General features: G+C 68.9%; 19 protein-coding genes. 11 read left to right on the top strand and 8 right to left on the bottom strand.

Features of this window, described 5'->3' with window-relative positions; all coding sequences use genetic code 11:
- Positions 1 to 13: 13 nt before the first annotated feature.
- Entirely contained in the window at positions 14 to 556 is a 543-nt protein-coding gene (locus tag ACFX43_RS26580; protein WP_378838551.1) for a DinB family protein, read from the bottom strand.
- Positions 557 to 677: 121 nt separating this feature from the next.
- On the opposite strand from ACFX43_RS26580, the gene ACFX43_RS26575 reads away from it, so the two are divergent.
- Positions 678 to 1,211 carry a TetR/AcrR family transcriptional regulator gene (locus ACFX43_RS26575; protein ID WP_378838547.1) on the top strand — a complete coding sequence of 178 codons (534 nt, stop codon included), beginning with the start codon at positions 678 to 680 and terminating at the stop codon, positions 1,209 to 1,211.
- 80 nt (positions 1,212 to 1,291) lie between these two features.
- On the opposite strand, the gene lpdA is transcribed toward ACFX43_RS26575, so the two are convergent.
- Positions 1,292 to 2,692, bottom strand: a complete 1,401-nt coding sequence (gene lpdA / locus ACFX43_RS26570) for a dihydrolipoyl dehydrogenase (RefSeq protein ID WP_378838544.1) — start codon at positions 2,690 to 2,692, stop codon at positions 1,292 to 1,294.
- Positions 2,693 to 2,764: 72 nt separating this feature from the next.
- On the opposite strand from lpdA, the gene ACFX43_RS26565 reads away from it, so the two are divergent.
- From ACFX43_RS26565 to ACFX43_RS26555, 3 genes are all read left to right on the top strand, one after another.
- Positions 2,765 to 3,217, top strand: coding sequence for a gamma-glutamylcyclotransferase family protein (locus tag ACFX43_RS26565; RefSeq protein WP_378838537.1), 453 nt, complete (start codon positions 2,765 to 2,767; stop codon positions 3,215 to 3,217).
- A 29-nt stretch (positions 3,218 to 3,246) separates the two neighbouring features.
- Complete coding sequence (locus tag ACFX43_RS26560) at positions 3,247 to 4,044, top strand: purine-nucleoside phosphorylase (RefSeq protein ID WP_378838531.1); 798 nt, start codon at positions 3,247 to 3,249, stop codon at positions 4,042 to 4,044.
- A 447-nt stretch (positions 4,045 to 4,491) separates the two neighbouring features.
- Positions 4,492 to 6,141, top strand: coding sequence for a phospho-sugar mutase (locus tag ACFX43_RS26555; RefSeq protein ID WP_378838527.1), 1,650 nt, complete (start codon positions 4,492 to 4,494; stop codon positions 6,139 to 6,141).
- Positions 6,142 to 6,146: 5 nt separating this feature from the next.
- On the opposite strand, the gene ACFX43_RS26550 is transcribed toward ACFX43_RS26555, so the two are convergent.
- On the bottom strand, positions 6,147 to 6,716 hold the full coding sequence (locus tag ACFX43_RS26550; protein WP_378838523.1) for a hypothetical protein: 570 nt from the start codon (positions 6,714 to 6,716) through the stop codon (positions 6,147 to 6,149).
- A 32-nt stretch (positions 6,717 to 6,748) separates the two neighbouring features.
- Between ACFX43_RS26550 and deoC the strand changes: the two genes are divergently transcribed.
- Together deoC and ACFX43_RS26540 are read left to right on the top strand one after the other, a co-directional pair.
- The gene (deoC, locus tag ACFX43_RS26545; protein ID WP_378838519.1) at positions 6,749 to 7,426 is read left to right on the top strand and encodes a deoxyribose-phosphate aldolase; all 678 of its coding nucleotides are present in this window, start codon (positions 6,749 to 6,751) and stop codon (positions 7,424 to 7,426) included.
- 30 nt (positions 7,427 to 7,456) lie between these two features.
- Positions 7,457 to 8,068 carry a uridine kinase gene (locus ACFX43_RS26540; protein WP_378838514.1) on the top strand — a complete coding sequence of 204 codons (612 nt, stop codon included), beginning with the start codon at positions 7,457 to 7,459 and terminating at the stop codon, positions 8,066 to 8,068.
- Here the strand turns inward: ACFX43_RS26540 and ACFX43_RS26535 are convergent.
- Positions 8,043 to 9,122: an adenosine deaminase gene (locus ACFX43_RS26535; protein WP_378838510.1), complete on the bottom strand. Its 1,080-nt coding sequence runs from the start codon at positions 9,120 to 9,122 to the stop codon at positions 8,043 to 8,045. The genes ACFX43_RS26540 and ACFX43_RS26535 overlap by 26 nt on opposite strands.
- Before the next feature lie 35 nt (positions 9,123 to 9,157).
- Between ACFX43_RS26535 and ACFX43_RS26530 the strand changes: the two genes are divergently transcribed.
- Positions 9,158 to 9,613 carry a MaoC family dehydratase gene (locus tag ACFX43_RS26530; RefSeq protein ID WP_378838505.1) on the top strand — a complete coding sequence of 152 codons (456 nt, stop codon included), beginning with the start codon at positions 9,158 to 9,160 and terminating at the stop codon, positions 9,611 to 9,613.
- A 7-nt stretch (positions 9,614 to 9,620) separates the two neighbouring features.
- Here the strand turns inward: ACFX43_RS26530 and ACFX43_RS26525 are convergent, their stop codons facing one another.
- The 3 genes from ACFX43_RS26525 to ACFX43_RS26515 all read right to left on the bottom strand — a co-directional run bounded on the left by ACFX43_RS26525 (position 9,621) and on the right by ACFX43_RS26515 (position 12,559).
- Positions 9,621 to 10,664 (bottom strand): S66 peptidase family protein, encoded by a 1,044-nt coding sequence (locus ACFX43_RS26525; protein WP_378838502.1) that lies wholly within the window; start codon positions 10,662 to 10,664, stop codon positions 9,621 to 9,623.
- 53 nt (positions 10,665 to 10,717) lie between these two features.
- The gene (locus ACFX43_RS26520) at positions 10,718 to 12,001 is read right to left on the bottom strand and encodes a thymidine phosphorylase (protein ID WP_378838495.1); all 1,284 of its coding nucleotides are present in this window, start codon (positions 11,999 to 12,001) and stop codon (positions 10,718 to 10,720) included.
- 144 nt (positions 12,002 to 12,145) lie between these two features.
- Positions 12,146 to 12,559 carry a cytidine deaminase gene (locus ACFX43_RS26515; RefSeq protein ID WP_355019714.1) on the bottom strand — a complete coding sequence of 138 codons (414 nt, stop codon included), beginning with the start codon at positions 12,557 to 12,559 and terminating at the stop codon, positions 12,146 to 12,148.
- A 179-nt stretch (positions 12,560 to 12,738) separates the two neighbouring features.
- On the opposite strand from ACFX43_RS26515, the gene ACFX43_RS26510 reads away from it, so the two are divergent.
- From ACFX43_RS26510 to ACFX43_RS26495, 4 genes are all read left to right on the top strand, one after another.
- Positions 12,739 to 13,827: a BMP family protein gene (locus ACFX43_RS26510; protein WP_378838490.1), complete on the top strand. Its 1,089-nt coding sequence runs from the start codon at positions 12,739 to 12,741 to the stop codon at positions 13,825 to 13,827.
- Positions 13,828 to 13,941: 114 nt separating this feature from the next.
- Positions 13,942 to 15,456, top strand: a complete 1,515-nt coding sequence (locus ACFX43_RS26505; protein ID WP_378838486.1) for an ABC transporter ATP-binding protein — start codon at positions 13,942 to 13,944, stop codon at positions 15,454 to 15,456.
- The gene (locus ACFX43_RS26500; protein ID WP_378838481.1) at positions 15,453 to 16,742 is read left to right on the top strand and encodes an ABC transporter permease; all 1,290 of its coding nucleotides are present in this window, start codon (positions 15,453 to 15,455) and stop codon (positions 16,740 to 16,742) included. Before ACFX43_RS26505 ends, ACFX43_RS26500 begins: the two co-directional genes overlap by 4 nt.
- A 5-nt stretch (positions 16,743 to 16,747) precedes the next feature.
- Positions 16,748 to 17,965 (top strand): ABC transporter permease, encoded by a 1,218-nt coding sequence (locus tag ACFX43_RS26495; RefSeq protein ID WP_378838476.1) that lies wholly within the window; start codon positions 16,748 to 16,750, stop codon positions 17,963 to 17,965.
- A 55-nt stretch (positions 17,966 to 18,020) separates the two neighbouring features.
- Here ACFX43_RS26495 and hppD read toward each other — a convergent pair whose 3' ends face one another.
- Complete coding sequence (hppD, locus tag ACFX43_RS26490; protein WP_378838474.1) at positions 18,021 to 19,226, bottom strand: 4-hydroxyphenylpyruvate dioxygenase; 1,206 nt, start codon at positions 19,224 to 19,226, stop codon at positions 18,021 to 18,023.
- Positions 19,227 to 19,297 lie beyond the last annotated feature (71 nt).

The following is a 19,297-nucleotide window of genomic DNA, read 5'->3' as shown; positions in this document are numbered from 1 at the left end:
CGGAGCGGCAGAATCAGCCCATCGTCTTCTGACCGTCGATGGTCTCCCGGATGATGTCGGCGTGGCCGGCGTGCTGGGCGGTCTCGGCCAGGATGTGGGCGAGCACGCGACGGTTGGACCAGCGGGCGCCGGACTCGAACCACGGCGCCTCGGGCAGGGCGTGGTCCGCGTCGAGATCGACGGTGCGGATCAGGTCGTCGGTGGCGGCGGCCACGGCCTCGTACGCCTCGAGCACGCCTTCCAGCGTCTCGTGCTCGGCGAGCACGAAGTCGGCGGCGAACTCGGCGTACTTCTCCGGGGTGAGCTCCTGCGCCACCGCGCCACGGACGATGAAGTCGGCCCAGCCTCGCTCGCCGGCTGACACATGCTTGACCAGACCGCCGAGGCTGAGCGCGGAGGCGGTCGGGGTGAGCCGGGCCTGCTCGTCGGTCAGGTTGCGGACGGCGTAGCGCAGGAAGCCGCGGTGCTTGGCCAGGGTCTCGAGCAGGTCGGTGCGCTCACGGGACAGGGTGGCGGTGGCGCTGGTCTTCATGGCGCTGGCGGCGGTTGCGGTCATGACATGGACTCCTTGGTGGTGTTTCCCTCTGACACCAGCAACGCTACGAGTCGTTCAGGTCAGTTTCTGTCCGCATTGGACCGGGGGCTGAAAAAGATCCGCGGGCCACTACCCTGCTGGGATGACGAGCCCTGCCAACCCGACCCGAAGCGACGCGGTCCGCAACCGTGACCTCCTGGTCGCCGCCGCCCGCGAGGTGCTCGCCGAGCAGGGTCTCGATGCCCCGATGTCGGCGGTCGCCAAGCGCGCCGGCGTCGGCCAGGGCACCCTCTACCGGCACTTCCCCGACCGGCTCACCCTGGCCACGGCGGTGCTGGAGGAGAACGTACGCGAGATCGAGCAGGTCGCCGCCCGCCCCGATGCGACGCTGGCCGATGTGCTCGGCGTCGTCACCTGGCAGATGATCCACTCGACCGCCTTCGTCGGCATCATTCGGCTCAGCGGGGAGGAGAGCTCCCGGTTCCTGGCCGACCGGGTACGCACCGCCATCGACGCGCTCCCCAGGGAGACCTTCGGCACCGACGACCTCTTGCTCGCCCTCGCAATGGTCTCCGGCGGGGTGCACGGGCCGACCCCGGAGGCGCGCGAGACCTCCGCCCGCCGGGCGTGGGACCTGCTCGGGATCGAGATCGGCCCGGTCACGCCGGGCGTCTAGGTACTGGAAGGACCACGGCGGGAAATGCCGCCGGCCGGCACCCCTAGCAAGGGGCACCGGCCGGCCAGTTGTAGCTCAGGTCAGAGGTTGATCATGTGACCCGCGATGCCCTCGATGGCTTCCTTCATCGCCTCCGAGAGCGTCGGGTGGGCGAAGACGTTGCGTGCGACCTCGTCGGCGGTCAGGTCCCACTGCTGGGCGAGCGTCAGCGCGGGCAGCAGCTCGGTGACCTCGGGGCCGATCATGTGGGCGCCGAGGATCTCGTTGTGCTCGGCGTCGGCGACGATCTTGACGAAGCCGACACCATCGGCCATGCCACGGGCCTTGCCGTTGGCGGAGAACGGGAAGGACGACGTCTTGACGTCGTAGCCCTTCTCCTTGGCCTGCGCCTCGGAGTAGCCGAACGAGGCGATCTGCGGCTGGCAGAACGTCGCGCGCGGGATCATGTCGAAGTTGAGCTCCATGGTCTCGGCGTCGGCGATGGTCTCGGCAGCGACGACACCCATCGCCTCGGCGGTGTGGGCGAGCATCAGCTTGCCGGTGCAGTCACCGATGGCGTAGACGCCCTCGACGTTGGTGCGGCCACGGGCGTCGATCGCGATCGCGCCCCGGTCGGTGAGCTCGACGCCGGTGTTCTCGAGGCCGAAGCCTTCGACCCGCGGAGCGAACCCGAAGGCCGCCAGGAACTTGTCAGCCTCGAGCACCTGCTCCTCGCCGCCGGCAGCAGGGGCCACGGTGACCTTCACACCAGAGCCGGTGTCCTCGGCGCCCTTGACCGCGGTCGAGAGCAGCACGTTGACGCCGAGCTTCTTGTACTGACGCAGCAGCTCCTTGGACACGTCGGCGTCCTCGGTCGGCACCATCCGGTCGAGGAACTCCACGATCGTGACGTCCACGCCGAAGTTCTTCAGCACGTAGGCGAACTCGACGCCGATCGCGCCGGAGCCGCCGATGATGATCGAGCTCGGCAGCTGCTCGGTGAGGATCTGCTCCTCGTAGGTCACGATGTTCTGCCCGTTGGGCACGACACCCGGAACCGAACGGACGGTCGCGCCGGTGCCGATGATGAGGTTGTCGAAGGTGTAGGAGGTCTTTGCGCCGTCGTTGCCCTCGACGTCGATCGCCTTCGGGCCGGTGAGCGTGCCCCAGCCGTCGACCTCGGTGATCTTGTTCTTCTTCATCAGGTAGTGCACGCCCTTGGCGCTCGCGTCCGCGACGCTGCGGCTGCGCTTCCAGGTCGCGCCGAAGTCCATGGTCGCGTCACCCGAGATCCCGAAGGTCTTCTTCTCATGGGTGATGATGTGCGCGATCTCAGCGTTGCGGAGCAGCGCCTTGGAGGGGATGCAGCCGACGTTGAGGCAGACACCGCCCCAGTACTGCTTCTCGACGACGGCGACGGACTTGCCGAGCTGAGCGGCACGGATGGCGGCGACGTAGCCACCGGGGCCAGCGCCGAGGACGAGAACATCAAAGTGGGTCACGCATCCAAGGGTAGACCGCCAATAACAGATAGATCCCAAGCGGGTGAGGACTGGGCGGTAACCTCGTGACCCGTGACTCTCTACGCGGCCTATGGCGTCAATCTCGACCCGGCGCTGATGAGTGAGCGGTGCCCGCATTCGCCGTTGCGTACGACCGGGTGGCTGGGCGGTTGGCGACTCACCTTCGGCGGCGAGGACAACGTGCTCAGCGACGGACCGACGGCCACCATCGTCCAGGACCCGTTCGAGCAGGTCTTCGTCGCGGTCTACGACGTCGTGGACCAGGACATGGAAGCCCTGGAGAAGTGGGAGCTGGCCGACATCGGCCTCTACTTCAAGACCAAGGTGCGGATCTCCGCGCTCGCCGAGGACCTGCTCTGCGAGACCTATGTCCTGGACACGTACGAGGGTGGCATCCCGGACGCCCGCCACTTGGGCGCGCTGGCCGATGCCGCCGAGGCGGCCGGGGCGCCGGCCGACTACGTGCACGCGCTGCGTACGCGGCCGTGCCGGTCCAACGACTGAGCAGGTCCGGGCAGGTCTAAACTCAGCGAGTGACCACGCCTTACGAACTCGCCAAGGAAGCCGCCACCGCGCTCGCGGAGAAGACCGGCATCGAGAAGCACGACATCGCGCTGGTGCTGGGCTCGGGCTGGCTGCCCGCCGCCGACGCGCTCGGCGAGGACTACACCGAGATCGCCACCACCGACCTGCCCGGCTTCAGCGCCGCCGCGGTCCAGGGTCACAGCGGCAAGATCCGCTCGATCCGGTCGGCGAGCGGCCGCAACCTGCTGGTCTTCCTCAGCCGGACCCACTACTACGAGGGCAAGGGCGTCGACGCCGTCGTGCACCCCGTACGCACCGCCGCGGCCGCAGGCTGCTCGACGATGGTGCTCACCAACGGCTGCGGCGGGCTCAACCCGGCCTGGTCCCCCGGCACCCCGGTGCTGATCAAGGACCACATCAACCTCACCGCCACCTCTCCGCTGGTCGGCGCCAACTTCGTCGACCTCACCGACCTCTACTCCGCGCGTCTCCGCGGCCTCGCCAAGGAGGTGGACGCGTCGCTCGATGAGGGCGTGTACGTCCAGTTCCCCGGGCCCCACTACGAGACGCCGGCCGAGGTGAAGATGGCCGGCATCATCGGCGGTGACCTCGTCGGCATGTCGACCACCCTCGAGGCGATCGCGGCCCGCGAGGCCGGGATGGAGATCCTCGGGATCTCGCTGGTCACCAACCTCGCCGCCGGCATCTCCGATCAGCCGCTCGATCACGCCGAGGTCCTCGAGGCCGGCCGCAACGCCGCGACCCGGATGGGCGCGCTTCTCGGCGATCTGTTGCCCAAGATCTGAGTGGTCCGCGGGGTTGGGCTGGGCCGCCGACCCTTTCTTCGAGGGTCTTCTCGACCTGCCCCGGAGTAAAGGACGGCAGGTGACCGCTCCACACCTACATCAGCCATGGGGTCTCCGCGTGAAAGAAAAACTTCTTCCACCCCACCAACCCCACCCCGGCTGAGGCGGCATCTTGAGACGAACGAATTTTCGTTCGCCTCCCCGTGAGGTCCCACCTCGCGAGTCCCGGGGCAAATTCCGGACGAACGAAAATTCGTTCGCCTCCCACCCAGCCCGGCTGACCGGGACGAAACACCAACCAGAATCCCCAAGCCTGCGCCCAACCCAAACCTTCGCGCCAAACCCTGCCGCCGAGAACACCCTCCCCGAAAGGGTCGGCGGCAAACCCAACCACAAAACACAGAAGCCCTTCCATCTTCGAGCTCCCGATGACCTAGGGTCAGATCCATGGTCCCCACAGATCAATCTGCGCTTGTCGTCCAGGCACGGGAATGGCTGGCCGAAGACCCAGATGAACAGACCCGAGCAGAGCTCGAGAGCCTCCTGACCTCCACGGCCCCGGGCGCCGCGGCCGAGCTGGCCGACAGGTTCTCCGGCATGCTGCAGTTCGGCACCGCCGGGCTGCGGGGCGCACTCGGGGCCGGGCCCAACCGGATGAACCGGGTGGTCGTGATCAAGGCCGCCGCGGGGCTGGCCCGCTATCTGCTCGCTACCGGCGCGCAGGGACCGGTGGTGATCGGCTACGACGCCCGGCACAACTCCGACGTCTTCGCCCAGGACACTGCCGAGGTGATGACCGGGGCGGGTCTCCAAGCGCTGGTGATGCCGCGCTCGCTGCCGACGCCGGTGCTGGCGTACGCCGTCAAGGCCCTGGGCGCGAGCGCCGGAGTGATGGTGACGGCGAGCCACAACCCGCCGCAGGACAACGGCTACAAGGTCTACCTCGGTGATGGTTCGCAGATCGTGCCGCCCGCCGACATCGAGATCGCGAAGCGGATCGCGGCGGTCGACAAGGTGAGCTCGGTCCCGCAGGGACCGGCCGGTCAGACGATCAGCGAGGACCTGGTCGACAGCTATCTCGACACGGTCGTCGGGCTCCTCGCCGAAGGCGGCCCACGTGACCTCAGGACGGTCTACACGCCGCTGCACGGTGTCGGCGGCGACCTGGTGAACCTGGCGATGAAGTTCGCCGGCTTCCCCGAGCCGCTCGTGGTCAAGGAGCAGGAGCGGCCCGACCCCGACTTCCCGACCGTCGCCTTCCCCAACCCCGAGGAGCCCGGGGCGATGGACCGGGCGATGGCGCTGGCGAGCAAGAAGGGCGCCGACCTGGTCATCGCCAACGACCCCGACGCCGACCGCTGCGCTGCCGCCATCCCGGTCGGCAAGAAGTGGCGGATGCTGACCGGTGACGAGGTCGGCGCGCTGCTGGCGACCCACCTGATCCGCAAGGGCGTGACCGGGACGTACGCAGCCTCGATCGTCTCCTCCTCGCTGCTCGGCAAGATCGCCGCGGCCGCCGGTCAGGCCTACGCCGAGACGCTGACCGGCTTCAAGTGGATCTCGCGCGCACCCGGGCTCGCCTTCGGCTACGAGGAGGCGCTGGGCTACTGCGTCGACCCCGAGCACGTACGCGACAAGGACGGCATCTCGGCGCTCCTGCTCCTGTGCGAGCTGGCGGCGTCGCTGAAGGCGGAGGGTCGTGGCCTGGCCGACCTGCTCGACGAGCTCGCGGTCGAGCACGGCCTGCACGCCACCACCCAGCTCTCCGTACGGCTCGAGGACCCGGCCCAGATCGCGGCCGCGATGCAGCGCCTCCGCGACCGGCCGGTGACCGCGCTGGCCGGCGCCACCGTGCAGCAGCTCGACGACCTCACCACCGGTATCGGCGGGCTGCCGCCGACTGACGGGATCCGTTACCAGCTGGCCGGCGGGTCGCGGGTGATCGTGCGGCCCAGCGGCACCGAGCCCAAGATCAAGTGCTACCTCGAGGTCGTCGAGCCGGTCGACTCCCCCGAGGCGCTGGCACAGGCTCGTACGGACGCCGAGATCGCTCTCGGCGCGCTCAAGGTCGACATCCGCGCCGCCCTCGGCGTCTAGACGGGCTAGATCACGAGCAGGACCACGAAGGCGACGGCCACGACGCCGGTGATGGCGATCAGCGGCCAGTCCCAGCTGCGGCGTACGTCCTCGGCGAGGGCGAACTGCTCGTCGGAGTCGCGCTTGATCCGGCGCCGGTCGCGGGCGTCCTGGGCCAGCGCGTTGAGCCGGTCCTCGATGAAGTCGGCCTGGTTGCTCAGCGGCTTGTGGTCGCGCTTGGCGCCCTTGATCGCCTCCCGCATCGGACGCCCGACGGCACCGCTGACGTAGGTGCGGCCGCCGGCGTAGGCGCCGAGGGTGCGGCCGACCGAGACGCTCTCCAGGGCGGCCATCGGGAAGCGCACCGTCGAGTAGAGGTGGTGGAGCACGAAGTCGCCCTCGCTGACCCCGACCTTGGTGCGGACGAACGCGGCGTACGCCACCAGCGCGAAGAGCACCCCACCGGCCGTCGTCTCGGGGTGCCAGCCGGTGACCGCGTCGATCACGACGACCGCGATCGCGGCCCCTGCCGAGAGGAATCCCCACACGGTGCTGCTGGAGTTGCGGAACCACTCCTCGGGCTGATCGTCATTCACGGCGCAAACCTTAGCCCTCGTATGCTGACCCCGTGCCTACCCCCGCTGAGATCGCGAAGCTGATCGACCACACCCTTCTCAAGCCCGAGGCGACCCACGCCGACGTCGACGCGCTGATTGCAGAGGCCGCCGAGCTCGGCACCTACTCGGTGTGCGTCTCGCCGTCGATGCTCCCTGTCACCGTCCCGGACGGTCTGAAGGTCGCCGTCGTCTGCGGCTTCCCGAGCGGCAAGCACCTCTCCTCGGTCAAGGCCGCCGAGGCCGCGGCCGCGGTCGAGGCCGGTGCCGACGAGATCGACATGGTGATCGACATCGGCGCCGCGAAGGAGAAGCGCTACGCCGACGTGGAAGCTGACATCGCCGCCGTGCGTGCCGCGGCCCCGGCCCCGACGGTGCTCAAGGTGATCATCGAGTCCGCCGCGCTGGAGGACGACGAGATCGTGGGCGTCTGCCAGGCTGCCGTCAACGCCGGCGCCGACTTCGTGAAGACCTCCACCGGTTTCCACCCCGCCGGTGGCGCCAGCGTCCACGCCGTGGAGCTGATGCGGAAGACCGTCGGCCCCGACCTCGGGGTCAAGGCCTCGGGCGGCGTACGGACCATGGAGCAGGCCGAGCAGATGATCGCCGCAGGGGCGACCAGGCTCGGGGTCTCGGGCTCGCGCGCGCTGCTGGCGGGGTCGGCGGGGTCGACCCCCGGCGCCGGCTACTGACTTCGGCCCGCCACAGGCGAGAATGCTCCGGTGCGCGCTCAGGTCATCGTCCTCGCCGGCCCCTCGGGCGCCGGTAAGTCCCGCCTGGCCGAGCGGCTCGGCCTCCCGGTCCTGAGGCTGGACGACTTCTACAAGGACGGCTCCGACCCCTCGCTCCCCCGGATCACCGAGGGTCCCAACGCGGGCCTGGTCGATTGGGACCATCCCGACTCCTGGCATCCCGAGGACGCGGTGAAGGCGATCACGGCGCTGTGCGAGACGGGCACAGCCGACGTACCCGTCTACGACATCGGCCACGACGGCCGCACCGGCTGGCAGTCGCTGACCCTCGGGGACGCGCCGTTCTTCGTCGCCGAAGGGATCTTCGCCCAGGACATCGTGGCCGAGTGCCGCCTAGCGGGGCTGCTGGCCGCCGCCTACTGCGTCACCCACTCACCGACGGTGACGTTCTGGCGCCGGCTCACCCGCGATCTCCGCGAGCGCCGCAAGCCACCGAACGTGTTGGTCAAGCGGGGCCTGGCGCTGATGCGCGCGCAGCCGCAGGTCGTCGCGGACGCGGTCGCGAAGGGCTGCACCGCGGTCTACCCGAAGCACGGCTTCATCGCCATCCAGCGACTCACAGGGCCGCGTACGCGTCCTTGATCTCGTGGATCAGGTCGACCCGCTCGTCGTAGGGGATGAACGCGGACTTCATCGCGTTGGTCGTCAGCCGCTGGAGCTCGGGCAGCCCCCAGCCGAAGGCCTTCACGATGCCGGCCATCTCCGCCGACATCGAGGTGCGTGACATCAGCCGGTTGTCGGTGTTGATCGTGACGCGGAACCCCAGGTCGTAGAGCAGCCCGATCGGGTGCTCGGCGATCGACTTCGCCGCCCCGGTCTGCACGTTGGAGCGCGGGCAGAGCTCGAGCGGGATCCGCCGGTCCCGGACGTACGCGGCGAGCCGGCCGAGCCGCGGCGCCTCGCCCTCCTCGAGGGTGATGTCGTCGACGATGCGTACGCCGTGACCGAGCCGGTCGCAGCCGCAGGGGTGCACCGCCTCCCAGATCGAGGGCAGCCCGAAGCCCTCGCCCGCGTGGATCGTGAAGCGCATGTTGTCGGCGGCCAGCTGCTCGAACGCCGCCAGGAACCGGCTCGGCGGGAAGCCCTTCTCCGGCCCGGCGATGTCGAACCCGGCGACCCCGCGGTCGCGCCAGGTCACCGCGAGCTCGGCGATCTCGGCGGCGCGCGCGGCCTGCCGCATGGCGGTGAGCAGCTGGCGTACGACGATCTTCCGACCGGTCGCCGCAACCGCAGTCACGCCCTCGTCGAACCCGGTCTGGACGGCGGCGACGACCTCGTCCAGCTCGAGACCGTTGGCCAGATGGAGCTCCGGCGCCCAGCGGACCTCGGCGTAGACGACGCCGTCCTCGGCCAGGTCCTCGACGCACTCCCGAGCCACCCTGGTCAGCGCGGGCAGCGTCTGCATGACCGCCAGCGTGTGCGCGAAGGTGTCGAGGTAGCGCTCCAGCGACCCCGAGTCCGCGCTGGTCACGAACCACTCCTCCAGCGCGACCGGATCGTCCTGGGTCCCCTCCGGCAACTGGTGACCCACCTCAGCGGCGAGCTCGATGAGGGTCGAGGGACGTACGCCACCGTCGAGGTGGTCGTGGAGCAGCACCTTCGGGGCGGCCTTGATCTGCATGTCGGACGGTTCCATGGGCCCATCATTCCGTATGCCGCTAGATTCCGGGGGTGCGCACTTTCACCACTCTCGAAGAAGTCTCCGACGCTGCAGGCACCGAGATCGGCACCGGCGAATGGCTCCTGGTCGACCAGGACCGGGTCAATGCCTTCGCTGACGCCACCGGCGACCACCAGTGGATCCACGTCGACGAGGAGCGGGCCAAGGAGGGTCCCTTCGGGGGCACCATCGCCCACGGCTACCTGACGCTGTCCCTCATCCCCTACCTCGGCGTGAGCGTCTACTCGCTGGAGACCCCCGGCGCGAAGCTCAACTACGGCCTCAACAAGGTCCGCTTCCCCATGCCGGTCCTGGTCGGCTCCCGCATCCGCCCGGTCATCACCTTCGGCGAGGTCACCGAGCTCCCCACCGGCCTCCAGCTCGTCGTGAAGACGACGATCGAGATCGAGGGCTCCGCCAAGCCCGCATGTGTCGCGGAGTCCGTCGTGCTCCTGCTGGAGGCCTGAGGCCCGCTCAGGAGTAGTCGGCCCACAGACGCCGGGCCGTGCCGTCGACGGTCATCTCGCCGCCGTAGGGCACGATCCACTGCGGTCGGGTGTGCCCGAACGGCGGGCCGACGACGACCACCGCGTCGGGGTTGTAGCGGGCGACCGTCTCGATCGCGGCGTCGCGCTGCTCGGCGCGCTTCGCGGCACGCTCCTCGGCGCTCGGCTGGCGTTCGAAGTCCGAGGTCGGTGGGCGGGCGACGATCACCGCGTCGATCGCCTCGAGCAGCCCGCGCTCGCCCAGCGAGCGCGTGATCCAGCCGAACTCCTGCGCCGGGATGAGCTCCTCGGAGGTCTCCAGAAGGAGTACGCCGCCCGCCAGCACCCCCGGGTCGGCCGGGAAGCGTCCGGCGGTCAGTGCCCACTGGAGGATCTCGATGCAGCCGCCCCAGGTGCGGCCGGTCACCTCGCGGGCCGGCCCGGCCCAGGTCCACGGCTCGGTCGCCTCCCGCTCGCCGTACTCCGTCAGCGCGCGCGGGTCGTTCCAGTCACGGCCGATGTCCTCGGACTCCCCCGGCTCGGTGATCTCGAGGGTTTCGCCGGTGAGGAGCGCGGCCTTGAGCGAGGCCTCGTGAACGGGGTCGAGCGCTGGCCCCGGGCCCAGGTGGACCTGCGTCGAACCACCGTGGAACGCGGCGACGCCGTTGGTCCACAGCCAGTTGAGAAGGTTGGTGTTGTCGCTGTAGCCGAGGAACGGCTTCGGGTCGGCCCGCACCAGGTCGGCGTCGAGGTGCGGGATCACGGTGATCTGGTCCTCGCCGCCGATGGTCGCCAGCACAGCCCGGATCTCCGGATCGCCGAACGCGGCGTTCAGGTCGGCCGCCCGCTCCTGCGGCGTCGCACCGACCTTCCGCGTCGTCGGATACTCCACCGGCACCAGCCCCGTCACGTCGGTCAGCCGCGTCAGCGCCTGCTCGTGGATCGCCGGTGCCACCCCGGGCGCGGCGAACGAGGGTGACAGCACGGCGACCTTGTCGCCCGCGACGGCCTTGGGTGGCTTGACGATCTTCATGGATGAAGTCTGGACTCCGGCAGTGGCCCGAAGCGACCGGTTATCCCCAGGCGTCAGCCGATGCGGTCGAGGATCAGCGGCGTCGCCTCGTACGCAGCCCCGTCCTCGATCTCGTAGCCACCCTCCAGCGCGGCCAGCGCACGGTCGAAGCGCTCAGGGGTGTCGGTGTGGAGGGTGAACAGCGGCTTACCAGCAGCGACGGAGTCGCCCGGGCGGGCGTGCCAGGTGACCCCGGCCCCGGCCTGGACGGCGTCCTCCTTCCGCTCCCGCCCGGCACCGAGGCGCCAGGCGGCGAGGCCGACGGCCATCGCGTCGAGCCTGGTGAGGACACCGGACGTCGGCGCGGTGACCACGTGGGTCTCGCGGGCGACCGGCAGGGGCGCCGACGGATCGCCGCCCTGGGCCGAGATCATCGCCCGCCAGGCGTCCATGGCCTTGCCTGAGGCGAGTACGTCGGCGGGGTCCGGGCCGGACACACCGGCAGCAGCCAGCATCTCCCGGGCCAGCGCGACGGTGAGCTCGACGACGTCGGCGGGTCCACCGCCGGCCAGGACCTCGACGGACTCGGTGACCTCGATGGCGTTGCCGGCGGTCAGGCCGAGCGGGGTGGCCATGTCGGTCACGAGCGCGACCGTGTTGACGCCCGCGTCGGTGCCGAGGTCGACCATCGTGCGCGCCAGCTCCTGCGCTGCGCTGCGCGTCTTCATGAACGCCCCGGCGCCGACCTTGACGTCGAGGACCAGCGCGCCGGTGCCCTCGGCGATCTTCTTGGACATGATCGAGGAGGCGATCAGCGGGATCGACTCGACGGTGCCGGTGACGTCGCGCAGCGCGTACAGCTTGCGGTCGGCCGGAGCCAGCCCCTCACCGGCCGCGCAGATCACCGCGCCGACCGACCCGAGCTGAGCCAGCATCTCCTCGTTGGACAGCGACGCACGCCACCCGGGGATCGACTCGAGCTTGTCGAGGGTGCCGCCGGTGTGGCCGAGCCCGCGCCCGGACAGCTGCGGCACGGCCACCCCGCACGCGGCGACCAGCGGCGCCAGCGGCAGCGTGATCTTGTCGCCCACGCCTCCGGTGGAGTGCTTGTCGGCGGTCGGTCTGTCCAGGGAGGAGAACGACATCCGCTCTCCCGAGGCGATCATCGCCGCGGTCCACCGCGCGATCTCGCGCCGCGACATCCCGTTGAGCAGGATCGCCATGTTGAGCGCCGACATCTGCTCCTCAGCCACGACCCCGGCCGTGTAGGCCGCGATCATCCAGTCGATCTGGGAGTCGCTCAGCTCGCCACCGTCGCGCTTGGCGAGGATCACCTCGACCGCATCATGTTCCGCCATGCGGACAGCGTAAGGCGCGACCGCCGCAGGTCCGCTACCGGATGACGCCCCTCACCCACGACCGCCCGGAGAAGTGGTCACTTTGGGCCTCCTCGAGCCCACGAAGACGGCCCGAAGTGACCACTTCTCGAACCGGAACGAGGCTTATGCGAGATTCTCCGGACCGAAGGCGTCCGGAAGGACCTCGGACATCGGCCTCACGCCCGAGACGGTCATCAGCAGGAGCTCCGGGCCGCCGTTCTCCCAGAGCAGCTGACGGCAGCGGCCGCAGGGCATGATGACCTCGCCGGAGCCGTTGACGCAGACAACATGGGTGAGGCGGCCACCGCCGGTCATGTGCAGCGAGGAGACGAGCCCGCACTCCGCACACAGCGTCACGCCGTAGGCAGCGTTCTCCACGTTGCAGCCCTTGAGCAGGCGTCCGTCGTCTGCGTATCCGGCAACTCCGACGGGGTAGTTGGAGTAGGGCGCGTACGCATGTTTTGCGGCCTCCACCGCCTGTGCACGCAGGCCTTCCCAGTCAAAGCCCTCTGCGGCGTACGTCTGCTTCTCGGTCATGGTTCGACCTTAAAGCCTGTCCGGACAACCGAGCACAAGCTACGAGGCTTAGGCTTCGTCGAGATCAAAAGTTGGTAACCGTTCGCGTAATCCCTGGCAATGCTCGGTCTTTGGGGAGAACGTTCGGACATGAATGTCCTTTGCGCCGCGCTTCGCGGAGCAACGACCTGGAGGCACCAGTGAAGAACAACATGAAGAAGGCCGCCGCCGGCGGCTTCGCCGCGGTCCTGACCGCTGCCGCCCTCGCCGCGTGCGGCGAAGCGCCGGCCGAGCGCGCAGGGGAGAAGAACAGCGACTACCTTCCCTGCATCGTCTCCGACTCGGGCGGCTTCGACGACAAGTCGTTCAACCAGCTCAGCTTCGAGGGTGTGAAGGACGCCGCCGACGAGCTGGGCTCGAAGTACAAGGACGTCGAGTCCAACAGCGAGAACGACTACGCCGCCAATCTCGAGGGTCTGGTCGGGCAGAGCTGCGACACCATCGTGACCGTCGGCTTCGCCCTCTCTGCGGCGACCATCGAGTCCGCCAAGGCCAACCCCGAGACCGAGTACGTCCTGATCGACGACGCGGCCGACGCCGACTTCGACGGCAAGACCGACGCCGAGAACATCAAGCCGATCCTCTACGACACCGCCCAGGCCGCGTTCCTGGCCGGCTACGTCGCCGCCGACTACACCAAGACCGGCGTCGTCGGCACCTACGGCGGCCAGCCGTTCCCGACCGTGACGATCTTCATGGACGGGTTCAAGCAGGGCGTCGAGTACTACGCGAAGACCAAGAACAAGGACGTCAAGGTCGTCGGCTACGAGGGCGGCGAGAAGGGCTCCTTCACCGGCGAGTTCGTCGCCAACGAGAAGGCCACCAACACCGCCCGCCAGATCATCGACCAGAACGCCGACGTGATCCTGCCGGTCGGCGGCCCGATCTACCAGGGTGCGCTCACCGCGATCGCCGACTCCGGCAAGGACGTCGCCCTGATCGGTGTCGACGCCGACTTCTTCGAGACCGACCCGAACACCAAGGACGTCGTGCTCACCTCCATCCTGAAGAACATGAAGACCTCCACCACGGACGTCATCCTCGCCGCCGGTGAGGACAAGTTCGACCCGACGCCGTACGTCGGCACCCTCGAGAACGACGGGGTCGGCCTGGCGCCGTTCCACAACTTCGAGTCGAAGGTCTCCGAGACTCTCCCCGACGAGATCGAGGAAGTCACCGCGGGCATCAAGGACGGCTCGATCAAGGTCAACTCCTACCTGGCGAAGTGACCTAGGTGGTGGTCCCGCTCGTCGGGACCACCACGACGAGGGGGCCGGATACACCCGGCCCCCTCACCACGTACTTCCGGAATTTCTCCACCCCTGCAAGGAATGATCCGTGCCATGAGACTCGCGCTTCGCGACATCACCAAGCGCTTCGGCTCCCTGGTCGCCAACGACCACATCTCCCTGACCGTCGAGCCGGGTGAGATCCACTGCCTGCTCGGTGAGAACGGCGCGGGCAAGTCCACGCTGATGAACGTGCTCTACGGCCTCTACCAGGCCGACGAGGGCGAGATCGTCATCGACGACGTGCCGCAGCGCTTCAAGGGTCCCGGCGACGCGATGGCCGCCGGAATCGGCATGGTGCACCAGCACTTCATGCTCATCCCCGTCTTCACCGTCGCCGAGAACGTCATGCTCGGCCACGAGGCCACCGGGTTCGCCGGCAGCCTCGACCTCGACGCCGCCCGCAAGCGGGTCCGGGAGATCTCCGAGCGCTTCGGCTTCCAGGTGGACCCCGACGCGCTCGTCGAGGACCTCCCCGTCGGCGTCCAGCAGCGGGTCGAGATCATCAAGGCGCTCTCGCGCGATGCCGAGGTGCTCGTCTTCGATGAGCCGACCGCCGTGCTGACGCCGCAGGAGACCGATGAGCTGATGGCGATCATGCGCCAGCTCAAGGAGTCCGGCACCGGCATCGTGTTCATCACCCACAAGCTGCGCGAGGTGCGCGAGGTGGCCGACCGGATCACGGTCATCCGCCGTGGCACCGTGGTCGGCGAGGCGTCCCCGGATGCCTCCAACGCCGAGCTCGCGGCCCTGATGGTCGGCCGCCCGGTCGAGCTCAAGGTGCACAAGGACCCGGCCGAGCCGGGCGAGCGCGCGCTGGTCGTCTCCGACCTCACCGTGACCGACGAGACCGGCCACATACACGTCGACGGGATCAGCTTCCACATCGACGCGGGCGAGATCCTCGCGGTCGCCGGGGTCCAGGGCAACGGCCAGACCGAGCTCACCGAGGCGATGGTCGGCCTGGCTCCGCACGTCGAGGGCTCGATCAACCTCGACGGCCACGAGATCGTGGGCCGCTCGGTGCGCAAGGCGCTCGAGGCGGGCATCGGGTTCATCCCCGAGGACCGCCAGGTCGAGGGCCTGGTCAGCAACTTCACCATCGCCGAGAACCTCATGCTCAACCGCAGCTACGACGAGCCCTTCGTCTCCCGCGGCTCGCTGAACCTCAAGAAGCTCGACACCTTCGCCAAGGAGAAGCTGGCCGAGTACGACGTACGCGCCCCCGGGGTCTCGACCCTGGCCGGGCAGCTGTCCGGCGGCAACCAGCAGAAGGTCGTCGTCGCCCGAGAGCTCTCCCGTGACCTGCGGCTCCTGGTCGCCTCCCAGCCGACCCGCGGCGTCGACGTCGGTTCGATCGAGTTCATCCACAAGCAGATCGTGGCGGCCCGGGACTCTGGCGTCCCCGTGCTCGTCGTGTCCTCCGAGCTCGACGAGGTCGCCGCCCTCGCCGACCGGATCATGGTCCTCTACCGCGGGCGGGTCGTGGGCATCGTCCCCGCCGACACCCCGCGCGACACCCTCGGCCTGATGATGGCCGGCGAGTCTCCTGAAGGGAGCGACGCGTGAGCGAGAAGGGGCCGGAGAACGAACCGGCCGAGAAGATCGAGGCGACCGAGCCGGACGAGGCAGCCGAGTCGATCGAGACGACCGAGGCGGTGAAGGCGTCCTCCGACGCCGACCAGGCGCCGGAGGCGAGCCGTTGGCACGTCGCGTTGCGAGAGATCACCACCGGCAACGCGCTGGTCGCGGTGCTCTCGGTGTTGCTCGCGATGTTCTTCGGGTCGCTGATGATCCTCTTCACCGACGAGGACGTCCGCTACGGGCTCTCCTACTTCTTCGCCCGCCCCTCCGACACGTTCTTCTACGCGTGGGAGGCCATCTCGGGGGCGTACGTCTCGCTGTGGCGGGGTTCGGTCTACAACGACCTCGGCGGCACGTTCGTCCAGCAGATCAAGCCGATCACCGAGACGCTGAAGTTCGCCGCGCCGCTGACGCTGGCCGGGCTGGGCATCGGCCTGACCTTCCGCGCCGGGCTCTTCAACATCGGTGGCCGCGGTCAGATGCTGCTCGGTGGCGCCGCGGCCGCGTTCGTCGCGGTCAAGCTCGACCTGCCGATGATCGTGCACCTGCCGCTGGCGATCCTCGTCGGAGCGCTGGCCGCCGCCCTGTGGGGCGGGATCGCCGGCATCCTCAAGGCACTCACCGGCGCCCACGAGGTGATCGTGACGATCATGCTCAACTACGTCGGCTACTACTTGGTCTTCTACGCGCTGACCCGCAAGTCGCTGCTCCAGGCGCCCGGCTCGGGCAACCCGAAGTCCGCGCCGATGCCGGAGTCGGCCGTCCTGCCGGATCTGCTCGGTCCGCAGTTCAACCTGCACGCCGGGTTCCTGCTGGCGGTGCTGGCGACGATCCTGGTCTGGTGGATCCTCAACCGCTCCTCGCTGGGCTACCGGTTCCGCGCGGTGGGTGAGAACCCGTCGGCGGCGAGGGCGGCCGGCATCAACGTCGGGGTGGCCTACTTCAGCGCGTTCCTGATCTCGGGCGCCCTGGTCGGTCTCGCCGGGGTCAACCAGGTGCTCGGCTCGGTGACCGACGGCGCGACCAGCGGCCTCGACGCCGGGATCGGCTTCGATGCGATCACCGTTGCGCTGCTGGGACGGTCGCGTCCGTTCGGCATCCTGGCCGCCGGGATCCTGTTCGGCGCGTTCAAGTCCGGTGGCTTCTTCATGCAGGCCTCCGAAGGCATCCCGGTCGACATCGTGCTGGTCATCCAGTCCCTGATCGTGCTGTTCCTCGCCGCGCCACCTCTGGTGAAGGCGATCTTCCGACTCCCCACGAAGGAGGCCTGAGGACCGTGTCCGTTGTCGATCTTCCGGTCAACTCCGACGCACCAGTCGTCGCCGAGCGCGTCCCGGGCCTGTGGAAGACGCCCATCGTCATGGCTGTGTTCACCGTGCTGGTAGCACTGCTCGTCATCCTGGCTCCTCGCACCGGCGACTCCACCTTCAGGTGGAGCCGCGACGGTGACTGGTTCGCCATCCCCGACATCACGCTGCCGGCCAACGGCATCGTGTGGACGGCCGTGGCGCTGTGCCTCCTGTGCACGGCGTACGCCGCCTGGAACGCTCGCGCCGGCCGCAAGACTCCCTTGGTGCTGGTGGCGGCGTTCGCCGTGATCGCCGTGTCCGGGTTCCTGGCCTGGGCGGTCGCGGGCAAGACGCTGCCCGTGGTCGGTCTGCTCGCCGGCTCGCTGGCGCTGGCGGTGCCGCTCGTGTTCGGTGCGCTCGGCGGCGTACTCGGTGAGCGGTCGGGCGTCGTCAACATCGCCATCGACGGCCAGCTGCTCTTCGGCGCCTTCGGCGCCGCGATCGTCGCCTCCCTCACCGGCAGTCCGTGGGTCGGCCTGGTGGCCGCGATGGTCGCGGGGATGCTGGTCGCGCTGCTCCTGGGCCTGTTCGCGATCACCTACTGGGTCGAGCAGGTCATCGTCGGTGTCGTCCTCAACGTGCTGGTGATCGGCTTCACCAGCTTCATGTTCTCCCAGGTCCTCTCGGAGAACGCCGCGGCGCTCAACAACCCGCCGCACTTCCCGCGCCTGGAGATCCCGCTGCTGTCCGGCATCCCGGTGGTCGGCCCGATCTTCTTCCGCCAGACGGTGCTGGTCTACATCATGTACGCCGCCGTCTTCCTCGTCGCCTGGGCCCTCTACCGGTCCAAGTGGGGCCTGCGCGTGCGCGCGGTCGGCGAGCACCCGAAGGCGGCCGACACCGTCGGCATCAACGTGATCGCGACCCGCTACCGCACCATCCTCCTGGCCGGCGCGATCGCGGGCATCGGTGGAGCGACGTACACGCTCGTCTCGGTGCCGTCCTTCGGTCGCGAGATGACCGGCGGTGCGGGCTATATCGCGCTGGCGGCGGTGATCTTCGGCAAGTGGGATCCGATCAAGGCGACGCTGGCGGCGCTGCTCTTCGGCTTCGCCTCCAACGTCGAGTCCGTGCTCTCGGTGATCGGCTCTCCGGTGCCGTCGCAGTTCATGCTGATGCTGCCGTACNGAGTCGGCGCGTTATAACGCGCCGACTCGGCGTGGAATTCGGTCAGGATGAGCCGACTCGGCGGGGGCTCTGTCAGAAGTTGCCGCGGCGCTCCTGCTCGCGCTCGATGGCCTCGAAGAGGGCCTTGAAGTTGCCCTTGCCGAAGCCGAGGGAGCCGTGGCGCTCGATCAGCTCGAAGAAGACCGTGGGGCGGTCGCCGATCGGCTTGGTGAAGATCTGCAGCAGGTAGCCGTCCTCGTCGCGGTCGACCAGGATGCCGCGCTTCTGCAGCTCCTCGATCGGCACGCGCACCTCACCGATCCGGGCGCGCAGCTCGGGGTCCTCGTAGTAGGAGTCCGGGGTGTTGAGGAACTCGATCCCGGCGTCGCGCAGCGCGTCGACGGTGGCCAGGATGTCGCCGGTGGCCAGCGCGAGGTGCTGGGCGCCGGGGCCCTGGTAGAACTCCAGGTATTCGTCGATCTGCGACTTCTTCTTGGCGATGGCCGGCTCGTTGAGCGGGAACTTCACGCGGTGGTTGCCGTTGGCTACGACCTTCGACATCAGCGCGGAGTAGTCGGTGGCGATGTCGTCACCGATGAACTCGGCCATGTTGGTGAAGCCCATGACTCGGCCGTAGAAGTCGACCCACTCGTCCATCTTGCCGAGCTCGACGTTGCCGACCACGTGGTCGAGCGCCTGGAAGAGGCGCTTGGGTGCGCCCTCGGGCTTCTTCAGCGTCGAGGAGCGGGTCACGTAACCGGGAAGATAGGGGCCGTCGTAGCCGGAGCGGTCGACCAGCGTGTGGCGGGTCTCGCCGTAGGTCGCGATGGCGGCGATGCGTACGGTGCCGTGCTCGTCGCTCACATCGTGGGGCTCTTCCAGGACGCGGGCGCCCTGCTTGCGGGCGTGCTCGATGCAGCGGTCGACATCAGGCACCTCGAGGGCGATGTCGATGACGCCGTCACCGTGGCGGGCGTGGTGGGTGATGATCTCGCTCCCGGGCGCGACGCCGCCCTTGATCACGAACCGCACTCCCCCGCTGCGCAGCACGTAGGAGTGGTGGTCGCGGTTGCCGGTCTCGGGACCGGAGTAGGCGACCAGCTCCATGCCGAAGGCGCTCTGGAAGAAGTGGGCGGTCTGGGTGGCGTTGCCTACAGCCCACACGACCGCGTCCCAGCCGGTCACCGGGAAGGGGTCAGAGGTGTCGTCGTAGGCCACCAGGCCGACGAGCTGCTCCAACTCGGCCAGCCCGAGTCCGGCGAGCTTCTCTTGGTTGGTCAGGGTGTCTGCAAGCGTCATGCGGGCAAGTCAAGTGGGCCGAGTCACACCAAACAAGTTGACCACCAAACACTGGGCAATCTGTCAGATCA

The organism is Nocardioides sp. YIM B13467 (genome assembly GCF_042788075.1).
GTDB lineage: Bacteria > Actinomycetota > Actinomycetes > Propionibacteriales > Nocardioidaceae > Nocardioides.
This window is presented reverse-complemented; position numbering and strand designations above follow the sequence as displayed.

What these genes read in the sequence shown, in the direction of transcription:
- ACFX43_RS26575 (WP_378838547.1), top strand. Translation starts at nt 678, where the DNA reads ATGACGAGCCCTGCCAACCCGACCCGAAGCGACGCGGTCCGCAACCGT.
- ACFX43_RS26505 (WP_378838486.1), top strand. Translation starts at nt 13,942, where the DNA reads ATGAGACTCGCGCTTCGCGACATCACCAAGCGCTTCGGCTCCCTGGTC.
- ACFX43_RS26520 (WP_378838495.1), bottom strand. Translation starts at nt 12,001, where the DNA reads ATGGCGGAACATGATGCGGTCGAGGTGATCCTCGCCAAGCGCGACGGT.
- ACFX43_RS26525 (WP_378838502.1), bottom strand. Translation starts at nt 10,664, where the DNA reads ATGAAGATCGTCAAGCCACCCAAGGCCGTCGCGGGCGACAAGGTCGCC.
- hppD (WP_378838474.1), bottom strand. Translation starts at nt 19,226, where the DNA reads ATGACGCTTGCAGACACCCTGACCAACCAAGAGAAGCTCGCCGGACTC.
- ACFX43_RS26555 (WP_378838527.1), top strand. Translation starts at nt 4,492, where the DNA reads ATGGTCCCCACAGATCAATCTGCGCTTGTCGTCCAGGCACGGGAATGG.
- ACFX43_RS26535 (WP_378838510.1), bottom strand. Translation starts at nt 9,122, where the DNA reads ATGGAACCGTCCGACATGCAGATCAAGGCCGCCCCGAAGGTGCTGCTC.
- ACFX43_RS26515 (WP_355019714.1), bottom strand. Translation starts at nt 12,559, where the DNA reads ATGACCGAGAAGCAGACGTACGCCGCAGAGGGCTTTGACTGGGAAGGC.
- ACFX43_RS26580 (WP_378838551.1), bottom strand. Translation starts at nt 556, where the DNA reads ATGACCGCAACCGCCGCCAGCGCCATGAAGACCAGCGCCACCGCCACC.